Source organism: Sandaracinaceae bacterium (assembly GCA_016706685.1).
In the GTDB taxonomy this organism is placed as follows: Bacteria; Myxococcota_A; Polyangia; order Polyangiales; family Houyiibacteriaceae; genus JADJJE01.
Genome location: JADJJE010000053.1, coordinates 1 through 16,906, shown reverse-complemented (window position 1 = coordinate 16,906; position 16,906 = coordinate 1). Strand labels below are relative to the sequence as shown.

The window sequence follows — 16,906 nt, the reverse complement described above, 5'->3', positions numbered from 1 at the left end:
TGGCCGCCCGCGCATGCTGCTGTCAAACGCTGCGCGCAGCGTGCGGTCGAGTAGGCGCGCGGCACCGTAGCTGCTAGGAGGCGCCCCGATGAGCACTCCTCCGCCACGTCGCTACGACGACATCGCGCCACGCGCCCCCGAGGGCGAGTTCGCGCTGGGTGCGCTCCTGCCGGGCGACGGGCCCCTCGAGCTGGACATCGGCTTCGGGCGCGGGAACAGCGTGTTCGAGCGCGCCACGCTGGCGCCGGGCTCGCGGCTGCTGGCGTGCGAGATCAAGGCCAAGCTGGCCTACCAGGTGGCGGAGCGCTGCCAGAAGCGGGGCTACACGCACGTGCGCGTGCTGTGCGGCGACGTGCGCGAGATCCTCACGCGCACCACGGATCACGCGGTGGTGCAGCAGGTGTCCGTGCACTTCCCCGACCCGTGGTGGAAGCGCCGGCACACGCGGCGGCGCGTGGTGGGCGACGAGCTGCTGGACGCGCTCGGGCGGCTCATGGTGGATGACGGCCAGTTCTTCGTGCAGACCGACGTCCCCGACCGCTCGCAGATCTACGTGGACACGCTGCGGGCCCACCCGGCGTTCGAGCTGGTGGGCACCGACGGGCTGATCGACGCCAACCCCTTCGGAGCGCGCTCCAACCGCGAGCTGCGCGCGGTGGAAGACGGCCTGCCCATCTTTCGGGTGCTCGCGCGGCGCATCCCGCGCAGCGTCACTCCCGCGTAGCCACGGCGCCGCAGCGCCGGGCGGTCTCTTCGCGCAGCGTGGCCTGGCGCGCCTCGAGCCAGGTGGGGTCGGGCTCCACGGGGGGCACCAGCGTGTCGGTCGAAGCGTCGCCGCGGTAGCGGTAGAACACGCTCGGGTCGTCCACGAAGTCGTACAGCTCCTCGCCGCTGGCCAGCAGCTCGCAGTTGCGCTGACGCAGCCCGGCCACGATCCGCGGGAAGCCCTCGATGCTCCAGCCGTGCGTGTCGTGCATCAGCACGATGCCGCCGTACTCGCCCTTCTCGCGCTCTTGGCGGCGCAGCACGCGCTCGAACGTGGCGGCCACGTCGTCGGCCGTGCGCACCATGGTGTCGCCGGTGGCCAGGTTCCACAGCATGCTGGTGTAGCCCAGCTCCGAGAGCGTGCGCGCCACGCGTGGCGAGAACGCACCGTACGGAGGCCGCACCAGCACGGGCCGCCCACCGGTGATGCGGAAGATGTGGTCCTCGTTCTTGCGCAGCTCGTCGGCGATGCCCTCGTTGTCGAGGTCGGTCAGCTGGACGTGATGGTAGGTGTGGTTCCCCAGGAAGTGCCCGCGCCGCAGGATCTCTTTCAGCAGCTCGCCCTGGGCCACCTCACGCGGCGAGTCGCTGTCGAAGCGCGTGGCGTTCACGAAGAACACGGCCTTGATGCCCAGCTCGTCCAGCGTGTTCAGCAGCGTGGGCGTGGTGCGCAGCTCCGGGCCGTCGTCGAACGTGAAGAGCAGCAGGCGGTGACGCGTGGCGCCCGTCATCACCATGCCGTCCCGCAGGTGCTCTCCAAAGGGGTCGGGTGGCGGCGGCGCCACGCCCAGCGGCAGCTCTTGGCCACTCTCGGTGGCGCCCTGGGAGGGGCTCTCCATGCGGCGGTCCGCGCGGCTGCGCGAGCTGGACGTCAGCGTGATGGGCTGCCGCGGCGCCCACTCGCGCGTGCCGCTCTGCGCCTCGGCGTGAGTCAGGTGGGCGAGCGCCGCGCCGCTCCCGAGGGCGGTCGCGCAGGCCAGCGCTTGGCTGGTGCGGCGAAGGACGGAACGCATGGACATGCCCGCACGCTACGTGGGTTGAGCGACCGGTGTAAAGAAACTGACTACATGTAGGACAACGTGGTCAACGGTCGACTCGGTCGTTGTCGTAGAGGTTTCGTTCGCGTCGACGCAGGCATACGTAGACGTGGTCGTAGCCGTACTCGTGCTCGTTGACGTGCTCGTGCTCGTGCTCGTACTCGCCGACATCGACCTCGACCAAGAGCAACTCCCGCCGCCCCAAGCCGAGACCGCTCCATGCTCACCTTTCAGAAGCTGGGCGTGCACCGGTGCTCCATCGAGTTCGCGGCCGTTGCCACAGACTGGTGCAAGACGGTTCCCCGCGGCCACGCGGAGGTACGCGACCAACTATTGCGCGCCGGGTTCTCGCATTGCCGGAGGAACCGGTCGAGTAACCGTGGCGGATGCTGTCGATGCTGTCGAAAGTGTCTCGGTAGCCGGTGGGGGGGGTGGTCAGGACAGGAGTACGAGCACGAGCACGAGCACGTCAACGAGCACGAGTACGTCTACGTTTACGTTTACGTCTACGTTCGGCGTCGACGGACTTCCCGGGCTCAGTGCGGCGAGATCGCCAGGCGCATCTGCGTCTGAACCGGCAGGCTCCCGCCCGGCCTTGGGAAGGCCCACGTGCGCGCCTTGGCGCTCAGGCACGCGCGCAGCGGCTGGCTGGCGCCCGGTCCGCTCAGCTGCACGTCGCTGACCACGCCCTCCGGCGTGATGGTCAGGCGCAGCGTCACCTCGCCCAGCTCGCGCGCCGCCATGCGCACGGCGCGGGACACGCAGAAGTCGAGGTCCCCACGATGCGCGCGGACCACGGAGGACAGCACCGAGGCCGGCAAGTGGCCGCGCACCAAGCGGGAGGGCACGGGGGCCTCGATGGTGGACCCTTCCGCCACGGGCCGGGTGTCCACGGACGTGGCGCGGCCACGCGCGTCGAAGAAGGTGAGCCGCAGTGAGGCACCCTCGCGCACCGTGAGCACCACGTCCGAGTGGGCGTCCCAGATCACGCTGTCGGCTTCGAAGCTCACGAAGGGCGACCGCTCGGGCGCGGGGACGTGCAGGGTGACACCGGCCCGCGGGCTCCACACGTGCGGCTCGGGCGCGAAGCCAGCGCCGGCGGAGCTCCACTCGTCGCCCGGGCCCAGCAGCGCCAGCACCTCACCGCCGCGCATGACGGCCACGGAGCCCTCGGCCACGCGCGCGGACACGGCGCCATCGGTGCGGCGGGCCACGGAGAAGCGCGTGCCGCGCACCTCGAACGCATAGGGCGGCGCGAGCACGCTGTAGGGCGTGCCACTGGCCACGCTCGAGCTCAGGGCCCCGCGCTCCAGTGTGAGCAGCACGCCGTCGAGACGCGCACGGGTGACCACGGCCACGCCCTCGGCGCTCAGGGCGAAGCCCGAGTTCTCGCCCACGCTGAAGTGCGCGCTGTCGTGCTCGCCGGTCTCGCAGCGCTGACCCTCTTGCACGCGTGTGCCGAGGCGAAGCGGGGTCTCGTCCGTGCGCGGGGTGCCGCTCATGGCGCGCACGTGGATGTCCAGGGCCGGAGCCTCCACCACGGGAGCGCTGGCCTCGGTCTCCGGGGGCACCGCGTGGTGGGTGGCGACCTCCGGTGCCCGAGACCCACCGTGCCCGACATGGCCTGCCCCGAAGAGCTGGGTGGCCAGCGCAAAGCACGCGGCCGCCGCCAGCGTGGCGGCCCACGACCACGCGCGGTCTTGGTGCTCTCGCGCGCGGAGCTCCAAGACGCGGTCCGCCATGTTGGCGGCGATGGGCGGCGCCGGCGTGAGGCGCACCTCGGTGCTGATGCGCTCGTACGCGCTCGCCAGGTCCTCCTCTTCGGCGGGCTCGCCTGCGGGCACTTGCGCGGCGTCACGCTCGATGGCGCGCGACAGCCGCTCCCACGCATCGGGTGCCAGGCCCACGCGCTGCTGTTGCACCTCGGCCTTGGCGCCCGCGTAGAGCGACATGGCCGCGAAGGCCCGCGTGCACTCGGGACAGCCCGCAAGGTGTGCCCGCAACCGGCGCTCGCCCTCGGCCGAGAGCTGGCCCTGGTCGAGCGCGTGCAGCGCGTTCCACTTGGGCTGGTGGGCGCTCATGACTCGTCCTCCGCCACGGCCGACACGGTCTCGGACCGGCGGGCCGGCTGCCCGCGCAGCGGCGCGCTCAGCTCGTGCACCAGAGACGCGAGCGTGGGCTCCTCTTCGAACATGGCGTACAGGTCGCGCCGCGCATAGAAGAGGCGCGTGCGCACCGTCATGATCGGGGCCTCCACCACCTCGGCGATCTCGGCCGCCGGGAGGCCCTCGAGGTCGTGCAGCACCAGCACCATGCGCTTCTTCTCGGACAGGCGCTCCAGCAGCCGGTAGAGCGCGCGCACACGCAGCTGCCGGGCGAGGGCGTCGTCGGGTCCCTCGGGCGGCTCGGCGTGGCGCGGCAGGTCGGGCACCTCCACGTCCACCACGCGGGGGCGCGATGCGCGGCGCCGCAGGTGCATCTTGGTGACGTTGGCCGTCAGCCGGTAGAGCCACGTGGTGAAGCGCGAGTCCCCGCGAAAGCGCGGCAGGCTGCGGTGCACGTGCAGGAACACCTCCTGCACCACGTCGTCCACGTCGGAGCTCTGCCCCAGGAAGCGGAACACGATGGAGGCCACGCGGTCCTTGTGCAGCGCGAACAGCTCGCGGAACGCGCCGGCGTCGCCCTCCTGGGCGCGCCGCACCAGCGGGTCCAGCCCGCTGACGCGATCACCCAGCGTCAGCTCGGCGGCGCCGGCAGAGATCAGCTCGGGGTAGGTGGGAGTGATGCGCATCGCAGCGGTTCCGGTTCGTTGCCCACCAGGGTGCCGCAGTTCAACGCGATCGGAAACACCCCCCACGGGGTCCATGCTGTGGCGCGTCAATTCATGTCGGTGTCGGTGGCCCGCTCGACGCTGCGCCCCACGTCATCGGCCGTGTCTTCAATCGCTTCGGCGGCGTTCTCTGCAGGGGTGTCGCGCCCATCGAGGACGTCCTCGACCGCCTCGCCCACTTCTTCGGCCGGGGTGTCGGGTTCGCAGCCCGCCAAGACGGAGAGGGGCAGGGCCAGGCCCAGCGTGAGGGCGAGCGTCCGGAGGAACTGGGGAAGGGTGCTCATGGAAGGATCCGCTTTCGTTCTGTGCGGGGGCGTCCATCCATCGGAATGAACGAGTGGAGCGCCGCCGATCGTCGTCTTGCTCGGCATTTTCGCCGACAACCCACACCCCAAGCACGATCCACACCAGCAGAGGCGCTCGCATCGAGGGGCGCTGTGATGGTAAAAATCCGGACATGAGACACGGCGTCCCCGCATTCCTCCTCGCCATCCTGGTGGCCCTCTTGCTACTCCAAGCGGGCTGCACCCCCATGACCACCGTGCTGGCCGTTGGGTACCCCACGGCCTCGGCGGCGCCGCGGCACACCAACCAACCGTTCGGTGTGGGCAATGGGCGGGTCTTCGTGGTCACGCCTTCGTATCTCGCCATCGTGGCGCCCAGCTTCGCGGCCGACGCCGACAAGATCGACGAGAACCTGGCGCAGGCGGTCGAGCAAGGGCAGGCCGTCATCCCGGAGTACTCCACGGTGGCCGCCGCCTTCGAGCGCCACCTGCTGGACGCGGGGCTCCAGCCCATCGCGGAGGACACGCTCACGTCGGCCCTGTCACAGCCCGAGGTGTCGGCCCGCTTCGAAGCGCTGGCCGCGCAGCAGGGAGGCGCCACGCTGCTCCAGCTGGCCATGGAGGTGGGCCCGCGCATCGACGCGTCGCTCGCGCTGCTCGTGCGGTCGTCCACCGTTGGCTACACCGACCGCCCCGTGGCGTACTTCCCCGGGCCCGCCATGTGCGAGCCGCTGCGCATCCAGCCGCTCGAGGTGCTGCTGGACGTGGCGCTGGTGTCCACCGCGACCGGCGACATTCTGTGGGCCGGCGAGCTGACCCTGCGCGCCAGCGACCTCTTGCCCGAGCCGGTCACGTTCCCGCGTGGCCCCTACCGCGCGCAGTACTCGCGGCAGTACAGCTCCAACTTCATCATCTACGGCCAGGACGACGGCACGCGCTGCGGCACCACGTCCATCGGCGGCTTCTTCTGCATGGAGTGGGGCGCCACCAGCGGCGGCTGCCTCGGCGTGATGCCCGAGTTCCCGGAGGCCAACGCCTTCATGATCGACGAGACGGTGCGCCGCCTGGTGGAGCTGATGGCGCCCTTCGCGCAGCGCTGACGCGGCGGGGCAAGGCCGCGCTCAGCCGCCGGTGGCGCCCTCGTCTTCGGTGGACAGCGTCAGCGTGATCGTGCGCGGCGCGAGTCCGCCCTGGTCGCCCGCCGCGAGCTCGAACGGTGCGCCGTCGTAGCCCACCCAGCCTTGCTGCAAGAACGGGTTCAGCGGGCCCGCGTAGCTCGCGGTGAAGAACACCGTGCCCGCGCGCGGCGCGTCGTCTTCGTCGACCACCCACGTCTCGCAGCGCACGTCGGCGCACAGCAGCGGGTGCTCGCCGTCGTACTCCGTGCCTTCCGGGTGGTAGTACCAGGCCGCTTGCGTGCCCGGGACAGCGTCGCCGTTCAGGTCCACCAGCGACACCGTGATGGCCCCTGTGGCGGGCTCGGGCAGCGCCAGGGTGTCCGTGTCGTCCACGGCCTCGTCGTGCTCCACGTTCACGATCGCGCGGCCCGTGTCGCCGTTGATGCAGTACGTGCCGTAGGTGGGCAGGGTCAGGTGCAGCTCCTGGCTCGGCACCTCGCGCGTGCCCGGGTGCACGATGGCGAACGTGGACGCGTAGGGCTGGCACGCCTCGGTGGGCGTGGCCTCGGTGGTGCGGTCCGCCGTCACGGCGATGCGCTCGGTGATCGGCGTGGTGATCAGCCACGTGGAGCAGGGCGGCTCACCGCTCTCGCAGGTGGCCGCGGTCGCGCTGAGCCAGAAGGCATCGGCCGGCTGCGGCTGGTAGAGCACGCGCCGCGCGAGGGCCGGCACGCCCGTCTCGTCCACGATCAGGATGCGCAGCGGCGGGCCGTCTTCGGCGGGGCTGCCTCCGCAGCCGGGGACGAAGAGGAGCAGGGGAACCAAGCGTCGAAACAAGGAAGAGGAAGTCATGACCGGCAAGCTAGCTGCCCGCTACAGCGCGGTCACTGCGGGCAGGGCGTGCTCTGAACCGCGCCGTTGGGACAGGTGGTGTTGGACCACACCGCGCCGCCCAGGTCCGCGCCGGTCAGGTCCGCGCCGGCCAGCACCGCGTCGGTCAGGTCCGCTTCGAACAGGCTCGCGTCGGTCAGGTCCGCGTCGGTCAGGTCCGCGCCGGTCAGGTTCGCGCCGGCCAGGCCCGCGCCGGTCAGGTCCGCGCCGGTCAGGTCCGCGCCGGCCAGGTTCGCGTCGGACAGGTCCGCGCCCGGTCCGACCAGGTACCCGTTGATGATCTGGTACCCGCTTGGCAATGCCGCAGGCACGCCCACGATGCCGCCCGAGACGACGCGGTCCAGGTTCGCGCCGGTCAGGTTCGCGCCGCCCAGGTCCGCCAGGGTCAGGTTCGCGTTCCTCAGGTCCGCGTCGGTCAGGTTCGCGTTCCTCAGGTCCGCTCCGGCCAGGTCCGCACCGTTCAGGTCGCACCCTCGAAGATATGCATTTGGCCCTCGAACGGTGCAGTCGACGGCATCGGTGCCCGCATCCGTGCCCGCATCCGTGCCCGCATCGGTGCCCGGCTGCGGAGCACCGTCGGAACCTCCGCAGGCCATCACGAGTGACACAGCGCACGCGAGCGCCTGAGAAGAAACCAAACGAGACGAGGACATGCGACCGAATGTGGGCTGGACGAAATCCAGCTGCAAACCACTTGTCACCATGTCCCGTTCACAAGGGCTCCTGTGGGTCTGCGCGATGGCGTCACGACCCATGGGAAGTGCGTGCTTAGACGGACGGCGGTGGGGTGCACCCGTCGAGTGGGCGAGCTCCTGGCAGGCGACCGAGTAGCAGCCGTCCGCGGTGATGAACGCTTCACGACAGGGCAGGAGGATCTCGTCGTTGCTGGGGACGTAGGCGGCCCGGTCGGCCACCCGGCTGCGCGCGTGGACGTAGCTTCCCGCTAGCGCGCGGTCACTGGCAGGGCGTGCTCTGAACCGTGCCGTTGGGACAGGTGGTGTTGGACCAAATCGCGCCGGTCAGGGTCGCGTCGCTCAGGTTCGCGTCGGACAGGTCCGCGTCGGACAGGTTCGCGTTGATCAGGACCGCGCCGGTCAGGGTCGCGTAGCCCAGGTCCGCGCCGGTCAGGTTCGCGTTGGTCAGGATCGCGCCGGTCAGGTCCGCGCCCGGTCCGACCAGGTACCCGTTGATCAACCGGTACCCGCTCGGCAATGCCGCGGGCACACCCACGATGCCGCTCGAGCTGACGCCGGTCAGCTCCGCGTTGGTCAGGGTCGCGCCGGTCAGGTACGCGCCGCTCAGGTACGCGCCGGTCAGGTCCGCGCCGCTCAGGTCCGCGCCGGTCAGGTCCGCGTAGTACAGGACCGCGCCGGTCAGGTCCGCGCCGCTCAGGTCCGCGCCGCTCAGGTCCGCGATCGGTCCGGCCAGGTACCCGTTGATCAACCGGTACCCGCTCGGCAATGCCGCGGGCACACCCACGATGCCGCCCGATCTGACACCGTCCAGGATCGCTCCGGTTAGATTGGCGTTGGTCAGGTTCGCGTTGGACAGGTTCGCGCGGCCCAGGAACGCGCTGGTCAGGTCCGCGTCGCTCAGGTTCGCGCCGCTCAGGTCCGCTTCGAACAGGTTCGCGCCGGTCAAGTCCGCGCCGCTCAGGTCCGCGCCGCTCAGGTTCGCGCCGCTCAGGTCCGCGCCGCTCAGGTTCACGCGCTGTCCGACCAGGTACCCGTTGGTGATCCGGTACCCGCTTGGCAATGCGGGCACACCCACGATGCCGCGCGAGCGGACACCGTACAGGTTCGCGCCGGTCAGGTCCGCGTCGGTCAGGTTCGCGCTGCCCAGGAACGCGCCGGCCAGGTCCGCGCCGGCCAGGCTCGCGCCGGTCAGGTTCGCGTTGGTCAGGTCCGCGCCGGTCAGGTTCACGCCGGTCAGGTTCGCGCCGGTCAGGTTCGCGTTGTCAGGTCCGCGCCGGTCAGGTTCGCGCCGGTCAGGTCCGCGCCGCGCAGGTTCGCGTAGCGCAGGTTCGCGTAGCGCAGGTTCGCGTCGGTCAGGTCCGCGCCGGTCAGGTCCGCGCTGAACAGGTTCGCGTTGGTCAGGTCCGCGTTGGTCAGGTCCGCGTTGGTCAGGTCGCACCCTCGAAGATATGCATCTGGCCCTCGAACGGTGCAGTCTTCGGCATCGCCGCGTCCACAGGCCAGCATGAATGACGCAGCGCACGCGAGCGCCAGCGAAGAAGCCAAACGGGAGGACAACATGCAACCGAAGGTCGGCTGCAAACGACCGGTTGGCAACCACCCTTCCACCATGCCCCGTTCGCGAGGGCTCCTGTGGGTCTGCGCGATGGGGTCACGACTCATGGGGAGTGCGTGCTTAGACAGACTGACGCGGGCCCACCAGAGGAAGGCGGCCCGGTGCGCGGCATCCCAGAGGCCCAGGGCGCGCACCACATCGAAGCCGGGTTGCCTCTACGCGTCGAGCCCGATGCCGCTCGAGGCTCACGCCGCCGCCTCGAGGTCCTGGTCGTCCTGGTTGCCTTGGTTGCCCTCCGACGGCTGCGCCTCGGTGTCGGGGAAGGCCCGCCGGTAGAGGTAGTCGGCTGCCTTCGCGGCGTCCCGGGTGACGGCGATGAGCTGCTTCGGGTCGCGCCCGAGGGGGATGAGCCAGTTGGCTGTGTAGTTGGCGTTCTCGGCCGTGTAGTCGATGCCGAAGCGGGAGGCGACCATGGCGCTCCCGAGCTCGGCGATGAGCTCTTCGCGCGCGTAGGCGGGTGACCCGAAGGTGCCCGAGTGATCCCGGCCGAGGTGGTGGGGTGCGCCCGTCCAGTGCGTCAGCTCATGGAAGGCGACCGAGTAGTAGGCGTCGGCGGTGAGGAAGGCCTCGGGGGCGGGTAGGAGGATCTCGTCGTTGCTCGGGACGTAGGCCGCGCGGTCGGCTCGGCGGAACTCGGCGCCGGAGTGCTCGAGGATGAGCTCGGCGTCGGTCGGGACGTGCTCGCGGGCGGTGTGCGTGGGCAGCTCGATGCCGGTGGTCTGGGCGACGACGTTGAAGACCGTGAACTGCCGGACGATGAAGTAGCCGGTGTCGTCCTGGTCGCTGGCGGCGCTCTTCGAGACGCGCTTGTAGAGCAGGACCGGCCAGCCCTTCATGCCCTTGGTGACGGTGCCACCAGCGCGCTTCACCTGCTGGAAGGTGGCCCAGCGGGGGTCGCTGTAGCCGGCGAGGAGGCCGTAGAGGCCGAGGACGATGGTATCCGTTCGGTGAATCGCGTCCTTGACGACCGCGCTTCAGCCCGACGGGCGCCCAGTGCTCAGAGAGTGGCGGCGCGGTAGGGGTCCGCAGCGAGCATGGCGACCACGTCCTCGCGTTCGCGCGTGCCGGCCCAGTACGCCGGCGCCAGCTCGAGGACGCGGTGAGCGGGCCAGGCCGGAAGCAGGCAGAAGAGGTCGCGCAGGTACTCCCAAGGCTCGACGCCCACCATGCGGCAGCTGGCGAGGAGCGTGGTGAAGGCAGCGTTCACGTGAGCAGCGTCGTCGCTGCCCACGAAGAGCCAGTTCTTGCGGCCGACGGCCTGCCGGCGGAGCTCGCGCTCGCTGATGTTGTTCTCGAGCGGCAGGCGACCGTCGGCGAGGAAGCGCTGCAGGCCCACGCGCTGGTTCCGGGCGTAGCGGAGCGCGGCGTACATCGGAGTGTCTTCGAGGGCGCGCTCCCACTCGGCGTCGCACCAGGAGAAAAAGCGTTCGACGACAGGCGCCGAGTGCTTCTGCCGGATGGCTTCGCGCTTCTTGCGGGGCGCGTCCTTGATGCTGCGCTCGATCTTGAACAGCAGCCCCTGCATGCGCAGCGCTTGGCCCGCGCGCTCGGGGTCGGACGCCATCGCCTTGAAGAAGTACCTGCGGCTGTGGGCCCAGCAGTTCACCTCCACGATATCGCCGCGTTCGTAGAGATGGTCGTAGACCACGTGCGCGTCGGCCACGAGATAGCCTTCGTAGCCAGCCAGCAACGAGTCGACCGCGTCGTTGGTGTGGTTGCGCGTGTACTCGAAGAGCACGTGTCTTCCAGGGTCGATGAGCACCCAGAAGTGTCCGCGGCGGCACTGCTCCTTTGCTTGCACCAACACGCCAGTGGCGTCGGTGCAGAGGTAGGGGGCCGTGAACGCCTCGGCGCGCATCGCGGCGATGAGTGGCTCCACCAGCGGCCTCAGCTGCTCGTGCCAGCCACAGATGGTCGAGCGTGCCATCTCGACGCCCTCGCGCGCGTACATCTGCTCGAGGCGGTGCAGCGGCATGTGGTCCTGCCAGCGACGCACGAGCGTGTCCGCCAGCAAGCCGGGACCCGCGACGCTGCGCGGAATCGGGAGCGACGGCGTCTGCCCGACGTGCACCTCGGTGGGCGCGTTCGGCTCGCGGTCCTTGCGCACGAACTTCGGCTTGATGATGCGCGCGATGACCATCGACCCGGGCCGACGCTCGAGGACCTCGGTCACCTCTTCGCCGATGCGCTCGAACGCGTCGAGCCCGGCGCGCTGCACCTCGTCGGGGATGATTTCGATGTCCACCCGCGGCAGGTCTTCTGGGAGCGGCTTGCGCCCGTGACCCTTCTTGCGAGGCTTCTTCTCTTCGGGCTCCTCTGGCCCCTGAAGCGCATCGATGTCTGCTGCCGCGCGCTCGCCCAGCATCGCCGACAGGACGTCGAGCGTGAGCTGGCTCTCGGACGTCGCGCGCTCACGCTGCTGGCCCATCAGCCCGCGCTCGAGCTTGCGGTTCCGCTCCAGCATCTCGAGGTACAGAGCCTTGAAGCGGTCCCGCTCCTCGCGAGCTCGCTCGCGCTCCGACTCAGCCTGTTGGAGCGCCCTACGAATCGCGTCCTGCCCACGTTGCAGCTCGTCGAGGCGTTCGATGAGGCCGGCGAGATCCGTCACCCGCCTGTGGTGATCGATGCTCGATCTCTCGTCAAGAACGATTCGCGTCGGAACGCGAAATCGGGCTTCCGCGAAGCACTCTACCGAGTTCGGCGCCATCGATTACCCGTGCCTCGGGGAGTTCGAAGCGCGCCTTGTGGAGGCGCTTGTACAGCAAGCAGTACCCGTTGCGGTCGAACCACAAGACTTTGATTCGCGAGGACCGCTTGTTGGTGAAGACGAAGAGCGCGCCGCTCTGCGGGTCCTCACCCAGGTGCTGCTGAGCGGCCAGCGCGAGACCATCGAACGAGCGCCGCATGTCCTGTGGCTCCTGGCACACGAAGATGCGGACCGACGAGGGGATCACGCCGCACCCCGGAGCGCCGCGAAGATCCGCCCGAGTGTGTCGGCGTCCGCGCCGGTCGGCACGCGCACGGTGGCGCCTCCCAGTGTCACCTCGATGGACGCGGGCGCGGCCGTGAGCAGCGACGGGAGGGCGAGTTCAATGAACGAGGCGTCGATGCGAGGCGGGGCAGCGCTCAGCAACGAGTCGTTCAGCTCCTCCTTCAGGCGCCTCGTCCACATCCGAAGGGTCGCTTCGCTGAGTCCGTGCTGCCGCGCGTACGTCGCTCGGGGGAGTCCGCTCGCGCGCAAGTCCGCGATGATCGCCATGCGCTCCTCGCGCGTCCGGGGCTTCTGCATGCCGTGAACTTAGGCGCTCGGGGATCCCCCGTCAGGAACGCGATTCACCGAACGGATACGGACGATGGCGTTGCCGCCTGCGTAGGGGCGGTTCGAGAAGGCGTTGCGGGCGGGCCCCTCGGTGACCCAGGGTCGTGACCACTGGGTGGGGTCGGCGCTCTCGAGGGCTTCGAGGATGCGGTCAGTGACCTTGCTGTAGGCGGAATCGGACTGGGACACGTGGGCCTCGGGGACGGTGTTGCGGTGACGTCCACGGCGAGCCCGAATCGCTCCTATCGATGAGGGGGAAGGGCGGGGGTCGAGATTCTGCGCGCCCCGCGCGCCGAGCAGAGCGAGGGAACCGAATCTCGCCTGCAGAGCAGGTCGCCCCCGCGCGAGCCCTCACCCCGTGCAAGCACGGGGCGTCCGAGTCGAAGGCGCGATGGGAGGGTCCGCCCGACACCGCAAGCGCGGCCACGCTGACCACGTGCAGGCGGGTCGCTGCCGCCCCCCGCCACCGCTCGTGGCATCGACGACGTCGGCGAGTACCTCCAGTCCGGTCAGGCTGCGGCTCAGCTCACGGCTCAGCCAGTTTCATCACGAATGCGTCCCGGCCGCCTGCGCTCGATTGCCCCGCGAGGGTGCCGTCCGTCCAGCCCGCGACCAGCACGCTCCCGTCGCTGCCCACGCTCACCGACTGGGCCTGGTCGGTGCTCGCGGTCCCAAACTGCCGCGTCCAGACCTCGGCGCCCGCCGCATCGTACTTCCGCACAAACGCGTCGTCGACTCCTGCGCTGGCTTGTCCCGGCAAGCTGCCACCTGTGTAGCCCGCGACCAGCACGCTGCCATCGCCACCCACGCTCACCGACCGCGCCAGGTCGAAGTTGAAGTTGGCGCTCCCAAACTGGCGCGTCCAGACCTCGGCGCCCGCCGCATCGTACTTCCGCACAAACGCGTCTCCGAGCGTGTACCCCGCGACCAGCACGCTGCCGTCGCTGCCCACGCTCACCGACACGGCGTTGTCACCGCCTGCGCTCCCAAACTGCCGCGTCCAGACCTCGGCGCCCGCCGCATCGTACTTCCGCACAAACGCATCTCTGGCCCCTGCGTTGGTTTGCCCCGGAAGGGTGCCTTCCGTGTACCCCGCGACCAGCACGCTCCCGTCGCTGCCCACGCTCACCGAATAGGCGATGTCGAAGGTCGCGCTCCCAAACTGGCGCGTCCAGACCTCGGCGCCCGCCGCATCGTACTTCCGCACAAAAGAGTCGTACTGGCCTGCGCTCGATTGCCCTGGAAAGGTGCCGTCCGTGTACCCCGCGACCAGCACGCTGCCGTCGCTGCCCAGGCTCACCGACCGGGCCTCCTCGTAGCTCGCGCTCCCAAACTGGCGCGTCCAGACCTCGGCGCCCGCCGCATCGTACTTCCGCACAAACGCATCCTGGCCGCCTGCGCTCGATTGCCCCGGAAGGGTGCCGCCCGTCAACCCCGCGACCAGCACGCTGCCGTCGCTGCCCACGCTCACCGAATAGGCGGCGTCGTAGCTCGCGCTCCCAAACTGACGCGTCCAGACCTCGGTGCCCGCCGCATCATACTTCCGCACAAATGCGTCCTGGAAGCCTGCGCTCGATTGCCCCGGAAGGGTGCCTTGCGTGTACCCCGCGACCAGCACGCTGCCGTCGCTGCCCACGCTCACCGACCAGGCAAAGTCCTCACTCGCGCTCCCAAACTGCCGCGTCCATGCCTCCGGCACACACGTCCGGTCCATGGTTGGCGAGCCGGCATCACCTTCCACGTACCCCGTCGCACACCTGCCATGGTGTGCACATCGCCTGGTTCGGATCGGTGGAGTACTCCCCCGTGGAGCACGGCGTGCACGCCCGGTTGATCGCAGCGCTCCCCGGTGTGCTCACGTAGGCACCCGCCGCGCACACCGCCCATGCGGTGCAGCTCGGTGCGTTCATCGCCGTACTGTAGGTCTCCGCCGTGCAGGCCGTGCAGGTGCGGTTCGTGGTCGCGTTGCCGTCGCTCACCACGGACTGCCCGGCCACGCAGTTTGTGCGGGCCCCACACGCCGTCGCCGGGTTCCCGTCGTTGTCCCACGTGATGCCGCCGCAGGTCACTGCTGCGGTGGTGCCGCCCGCGCAGTACTGACCCGCGCTGCATGCATCGCACACGGGCGGCGCCATGCTGGTCCCCGCCGCACTCTGCACGGTGCCGGCGGGGCACGAGCCGTGCGCCATGCACATCATTTGGTTCGGGTTGGCGGAGTACTCCCCCAACGCGCAGGGCATGCACGCCCGGTTGACCGAGACGCTCCCCGGAGTGCTCACGTAGGTCCCCGCCGCGCACACGGCCCACGGGGTGCAGTTCGGCGCGTTCGTCGCGGTGCTGTAGGTGCTCCCCCGTGCAGGCTGCGCAGGTGCGGTTCGTGGTCGCGTTGCCGTCGCTCACCACGGACTGGCCTGCCGCGCAGTCGGTGCGCGTGGCGCACGCGGTGGCGGGGCTCCCGTCGTGGTCCCAGGTGTTACCGCCGCAGGCGACGGCCGCTGTTGTGTGGCCCGCGCAGTACTCGCCCAGGCTGCATGCGTCGCACACCGGCGGTGCCGTGGTGGTGCCCGCGGCGCTCTGCACGGTGCCGGCGGGGCACATGCCGTGGGCCAGGCACATGGAGAGGTTGGGCATGGCGGTGTAGGTCCCGACGGCGCAGTCCATGCAGACCTGGTCCACCGTGTCGGACGGAGTGTTGCTCACGTAGCGACCCGCCACGCAGGTCTGCCACAAGGTGCAGCTCGCCGCGTTGTTGCTGATGCTGAAGCTGCCGCTACTGCAGCCCGTGCACACGCGGTTTGCGCTCGGGCTGCCCTCGGTGGCTTCGTACTGCCCGGGCACGCAGGTCTGCCATGCGGTGCAGCTGGGTGCGTTGTCCATGGTGCTGAAGCTGCCGTCGGCGCACGTGCTGCACACGCGGTCCGCCGTCGCGCTCCCCACGGTGCCGATGGACTGGCCCGCCACGCAGATAGTCCACGTGCTGCAGCTGGGCGCGTTCAGGGTGCTGCTGTAGCGGCCCAGCGCGCAGGCGGTGCACGTGCGGTCGGTGGTCGCGTCACCCTCGGACGCGACGTAGCTGCCGGTCGCACAAGTGGTGCGCTCGGCGCACGCGGTCGCCGGGTCGCTGTCGTCGTCCCACGTGCCGTCGCCGTCGTCGCACGCCACAGCCGCCGCCGTGCCGCCGGCGCAGTACTCGCCGGGGTCGCAGTCCGCGCACACCGGGGGCGCCATCATGGTGCCGGGGGCGGTCTGCACCGTGCCCGGCGCGCACGAGCCCACGGGCACGCACGTGGTCTGGTTGGGCCCAGAGGTGTACGTGCCGTTGGCACACGTGCCGCACGCGCGGTCGTTCATGGTGCTGCCCGGCACGGTGACGTACTCACCGGCCACACATGTGCTGTACGCCGTACAGGCGGTCGCGTTCGTGGTGTCGCTGTAGGAGCCGCTCGCGCACCCGCCGCAGGTGCGGTCCGCCGTGTCGCTGCCTGCGCCAGTGACGTACTGCCCTGCGGTGCACGTGCGCCAGGTGCTGCAGCTCGCCGCGTCGGTCGTGTCGCTGTACTCACCGTCGTCGCAGGCGGTGCAGACCTGGTCGCTCGTCGCCGTCCCTACCGTGCCCACGTACTCGCCAGCCACGCAAGTCGTATACGCCGTGCAGGCGGTCGCGTTCGTGGTGTTGCTGTAGCTCCCGCTCGCACAGGCCGTGCAGCTGCGGTCGGAGGTCGCGCCGCCTTCGGCCGAGACATAGGTCCCTGTGGAGCAAGTGGTGCGGGCCACGCACGCGGTCGCCGGGCTTCCATCGTGGTCCCACGTGCCGTCGCCGTCGTCGCACGCCACGGCCGCGAACTCGCCGCCCGCGCAGTACTGCCCGGCGCTGCACGCGGCACACACGGCCGGCGTCGTCATCGTGGCCGGTGCCGTCTGCACCGTCCCGGGCGCGCAGCCGGTCAGCGGCACGCACAAGGCCTGGTTGGGGCCCGAGGTGTACGTCCCCGTGGCGCACACCGTGCACGCCTGGTCGGTGCTCACGCCACCGGCCGTGCTCACGTACTCCCCGGCCACGCACTCGGTCCAGGCCGTGCAGCCCGAGGCGTCGCCGCTCGCGCTGAACGTGCCGCTCGTGCACCCCGTGCACGTCCGATCGCTGGCCGCAGTGCCCGCCGCGCTCACGTACTGGCCAGCCACGCACGCGGTCCACGGGCTACAGCTCGTGGCGTTGAGGTTCACCGAGTATTCGCCCACGGCACACGCCGCGCACTCGCGGTCCGCCTCCTCCGTGCCGGCCGCGCTCGCGTACTCACCAGCGCGACAGACCGTCCACGCCACGCAGGCCGTCTCGGGGTCTTCGTCGTCGT

At 70.3% G+C, this 16,906-nt stretch carries 18 protein-coding genes and 1 pseudogene; 2 read left to right on the top strand and 17 right to left on the bottom strand.

All coding sequences use genetic code 11. The features are described 5' to 3' along the window. The first annotated feature begins 88 nt into the window (after window positions 1-88). Window positions 89-724 carry a tRNA (guanine-N7)-methyltransferase gene (locus IPI43_31980; GenBank protein MBK7778683.1) on the top strand — a complete coding sequence of 212 codons (636 nt, stop codon included), beginning with the start codon at window positions 89-91 and terminating at the stop codon, window positions 722-724. Here IPI43_31980 and IPI43_31975 read toward each other — a convergent pair. The 5 genes from IPI43_31975 to IPI43_31955 all read right to left on the bottom strand — a co-directional run bounded on the left by IPI43_31975 (window position 711) and on the right by IPI43_31955 (window position 4,916). Further along, on the bottom strand, window positions 711-1,784 hold the full coding sequence (locus IPI43_31975) for a polysaccharide deacetylase family protein (GenBank protein ID MBK7778682.1): 1,074 nt from the start codon (window positions 1,782-1,784) through the stop codon (window positions 711-713). The two genes, IPI43_31980 and IPI43_31975, sit on opposite strands and share 14 nt — an antisense overlap. Before the next feature lie 64 nt (window positions 1,785-1,848). Beyond that, window positions 1,849-1,986 carry a hypothetical protein gene (locus tag IPI43_31970; protein ID MBK7778681.1) on the bottom strand — a complete coding sequence of 46 codons (138 nt, stop codon included), beginning with the start codon at window positions 1,984-1,986 and terminating at the stop codon, window positions 1,849-1,851. 352 nt (window positions 1,987-2,338) lie between these two features. After that, window positions 2,339-3,883 carry an AgmX/PglI C-terminal domain-containing protein gene (locus tag IPI43_31965; protein MBK7778680.1) on the bottom strand — a complete coding sequence of 515 codons (1,545 nt, stop codon included), beginning with the start codon at window positions 3,881-3,883 and terminating at the stop codon, window positions 2,339-2,341. Then, a complete protein-coding gene (locus IPI43_31960) occupies window positions 3,880-4,593 on the bottom strand; it encodes a sigma-70 family RNA polymerase sigma factor (GenBank protein ID MBK7778679.1) in 714 nt (237 codons plus the stop codon). Before IPI43_31960 ends, IPI43_31965 begins: the two co-directional genes overlap by 4 nt. 86 nt (window positions 4,594-4,679) lie before the next feature. Beyond that, window positions 4,680-4,916, bottom strand: a complete 237-nt coding sequence (locus IPI43_31955; protein MBK7778678.1) for a hypothetical protein — start codon at window positions 4,914-4,916, stop codon at window positions 4,680-4,682. A 173-nt stretch (window positions 4,917-5,089) separates the two neighbouring features. Here IPI43_31955 and IPI43_31950 point away from each other — a divergent pair, with 173 nt between their 5' ends. Continuing rightward, window positions 5,090-6,016 (top strand): hypothetical protein, encoded by a 927-nt coding sequence (locus IPI43_31950; GenBank protein ID MBK7778677.1) that lies wholly within the window; start codon window positions 5,090-5,092, stop codon window positions 6,014-6,016. A gap of 21 nt (window positions 6,017-6,037) precedes the next feature. Here the strand turns inward: IPI43_31950 and IPI43_31945 are convergent, their stop codons facing one another. The 12 genes and pseudogenes from IPI43_31945 to IPI43_31890 form a co-directional block, all read right to left on the bottom strand. Beyond that, window positions 6,038-6,886: a hypothetical protein gene (locus IPI43_31945; protein MBK7778676.1), complete on the bottom strand. Its 849-nt coding sequence runs from the start codon at window positions 6,884-6,886 to the stop codon at window positions 6,038-6,040. A 32-nt stretch (window positions 6,887-6,918) separates the two neighbouring features. Beyond that, window positions 6,919-7,839 carry a pentapeptide repeat-containing protein gene (locus tag IPI43_31940; GenBank protein MBK7778675.1) on the bottom strand — a complete coding sequence of 307 codons (921 nt, stop codon included), beginning with the start codon at window positions 7,837-7,839 and terminating at the stop codon, window positions 6,919-6,921. Between the two features lie 40 nt (window positions 7,840-7,879). Continuing rightward, on the bottom strand, window positions 7,880-8,287 hold the full coding sequence (locus IPI43_31935) for a pentapeptide repeat-containing protein (GenBank protein ID MBK7778674.1): 408 nt from the start codon (window positions 8,285-8,287) through the stop codon (window positions 7,880-7,882). Window positions 8,288-8,422: 135 nt separating this feature from the next. After that, window positions 8,423-8,872 (bottom strand): annotated as a pseudogene (locus tag IPI43_31930) (pentapeptide repeat-containing protein). Beyond that, window positions 8,869-9,282 carry a pentapeptide repeat-containing protein gene (locus IPI43_31925; protein MBK7778673.1) on the bottom strand — a complete coding sequence of 138 codons (414 nt, stop codon included), beginning with the start codon at window positions 9,280-9,282 and terminating at the stop codon, window positions 8,869-8,871. Before IPI43_31925 ends, IPI43_31930 begins: the two are co-directional and overlap by 4 nt. Before the next feature lie 138 nt (window positions 9,283-9,420). Then, a complete protein-coding gene (locus IPI43_31920) occupies window positions 9,421-10,104 on the bottom strand; it encodes a hypothetical protein (protein MBK7778672.1) in 684 nt (227 codons plus the stop codon). Between the two features lie 128 nt (window positions 10,105-10,232). Next, window positions 10,233-11,843 carry an IS66 family transposase gene (locus IPI43_31915; protein ID MBK7778671.1) on the bottom strand — a complete coding sequence of 537 codons (1,611 nt, stop codon included), beginning with the start codon at window positions 11,841-11,843 and terminating at the stop codon, window positions 10,233-10,235. Between the two features lie 31 nt (window positions 11,844-11,874). Next, on the bottom strand, window positions 11,875-12,189 hold the full coding sequence (tnpB, locus tag IPI43_31910) for an IS66 family insertion sequence element accessory protein TnpB (protein ID MBK7778670.1): 315 nt from the start codon (window positions 12,187-12,189) through the stop codon (window positions 11,875-11,877). Further along, window positions 12,186-12,524, bottom strand: a complete 339-nt coding sequence (locus IPI43_31905) for a transposase (protein ID MBK7778669.1) — start codon at window positions 12,522-12,524, stop codon at window positions 12,186-12,188. Before IPI43_31905 ends, tnpB begins: the two co-directional genes overlap by 4 nt. A gap of 9 nt (window positions 12,525-12,533) precedes the next feature. Further along, window positions 12,534-12,743, bottom strand: coding sequence for a DUF1738 domain-containing protein (locus IPI43_31900; GenBank protein ID MBK7778668.1), 210 nt, complete (start codon window positions 12,741-12,743; stop codon window positions 12,534-12,536). Between the two features lie 337 nt (window positions 12,744-13,080). Beyond that, window positions 13,081-14,268 (bottom strand): hypothetical protein, encoded by a 1,188-nt coding sequence (locus tag IPI43_31895; protein ID MBK7778667.1) that lies wholly within the window; start codon window positions 14,266-14,268, stop codon window positions 13,081-13,083. Then, window positions 14,193-16,906: hypothetical protein (locus IPI43_31890; protein MBK7778666.1), on the bottom strand; the 2,714-nt coding region annotated here is incomplete at its 5' end. The genes IPI43_31895 and IPI43_31890, both read right to left, overlap by 76 nt.

What these genes read in the sequence shown, in the direction of transcription:
- IPI43_31980 (MBK7778683.1), top strand. Translation starts at nt 89, where the DNA reads ATGAGCACTCCTCCGCCACGTCGCTACGACGACATCGCGCCACGCGCC.
- IPI43_31975 (MBK7778682.1), bottom strand. Translation starts at nt 1,784, where the DNA reads ATGTCCATGCGTTCCGTCCTTCGCCGCACCAGCCAAGCGCTGGCCTGC.
- IPI43_31965 (MBK7778680.1), bottom strand. Translation starts at nt 3,883, where the DNA reads ATGAGCGCCCACCAGCCCAAGTGGAACGCGCTGCACGCGCTCGACCAG.
- IPI43_31960 (MBK7778679.1), bottom strand. Translation starts at nt 4,593, where the DNA reads ATGCGCATCACTCCCACCTACCCCGAGCTGATCTCTGCCGGCGCCGCC.
- IPI43_31955 (MBK7778678.1), bottom strand. Translation starts at nt 4,916, where the DNA reads ATGAGCACCCTTCCCCAGTTCCTCCGGACGCTCGCCCTCACGCTGGGC.
- IPI43_31950 (MBK7778677.1), top strand. Translation starts at nt 5,090, where the DNA reads ATGAGACACGGCGTCCCCGCATTCCTCCTCGCCATCCTGGTGGCCCTC.
- IPI43_31945 (MBK7778676.1), bottom strand. Translation starts at nt 6,886, where the DNA reads ATGACTTCCTCTTCCTTGTTTCGACGCTTGGTTCCCCTGCTCCTCTTC.
- IPI43_31925 (MBK7778673.1), bottom strand. Translation starts at nt 9,282, where the DNA reads ATGAGTCGTGACCCCATCGCGCAGACCCACAGGAGCCCTCGCGAACGG.
- IPI43_31905 (MBK7778669.1), bottom strand. Translation starts at nt 12,524, where the DNA reads ATGCAGAAGCCCCGGACGCGCGAGGAGCGCATGGCGATCATCGCGGAC.
- IPI43_31895 (MBK7778667.1), bottom strand. Translation starts at nt 14,268, where the DNA reads ATGGACCGGACGTGTGTGCCGGAGGCATGGACGCGGCAGTTTGGGAGC.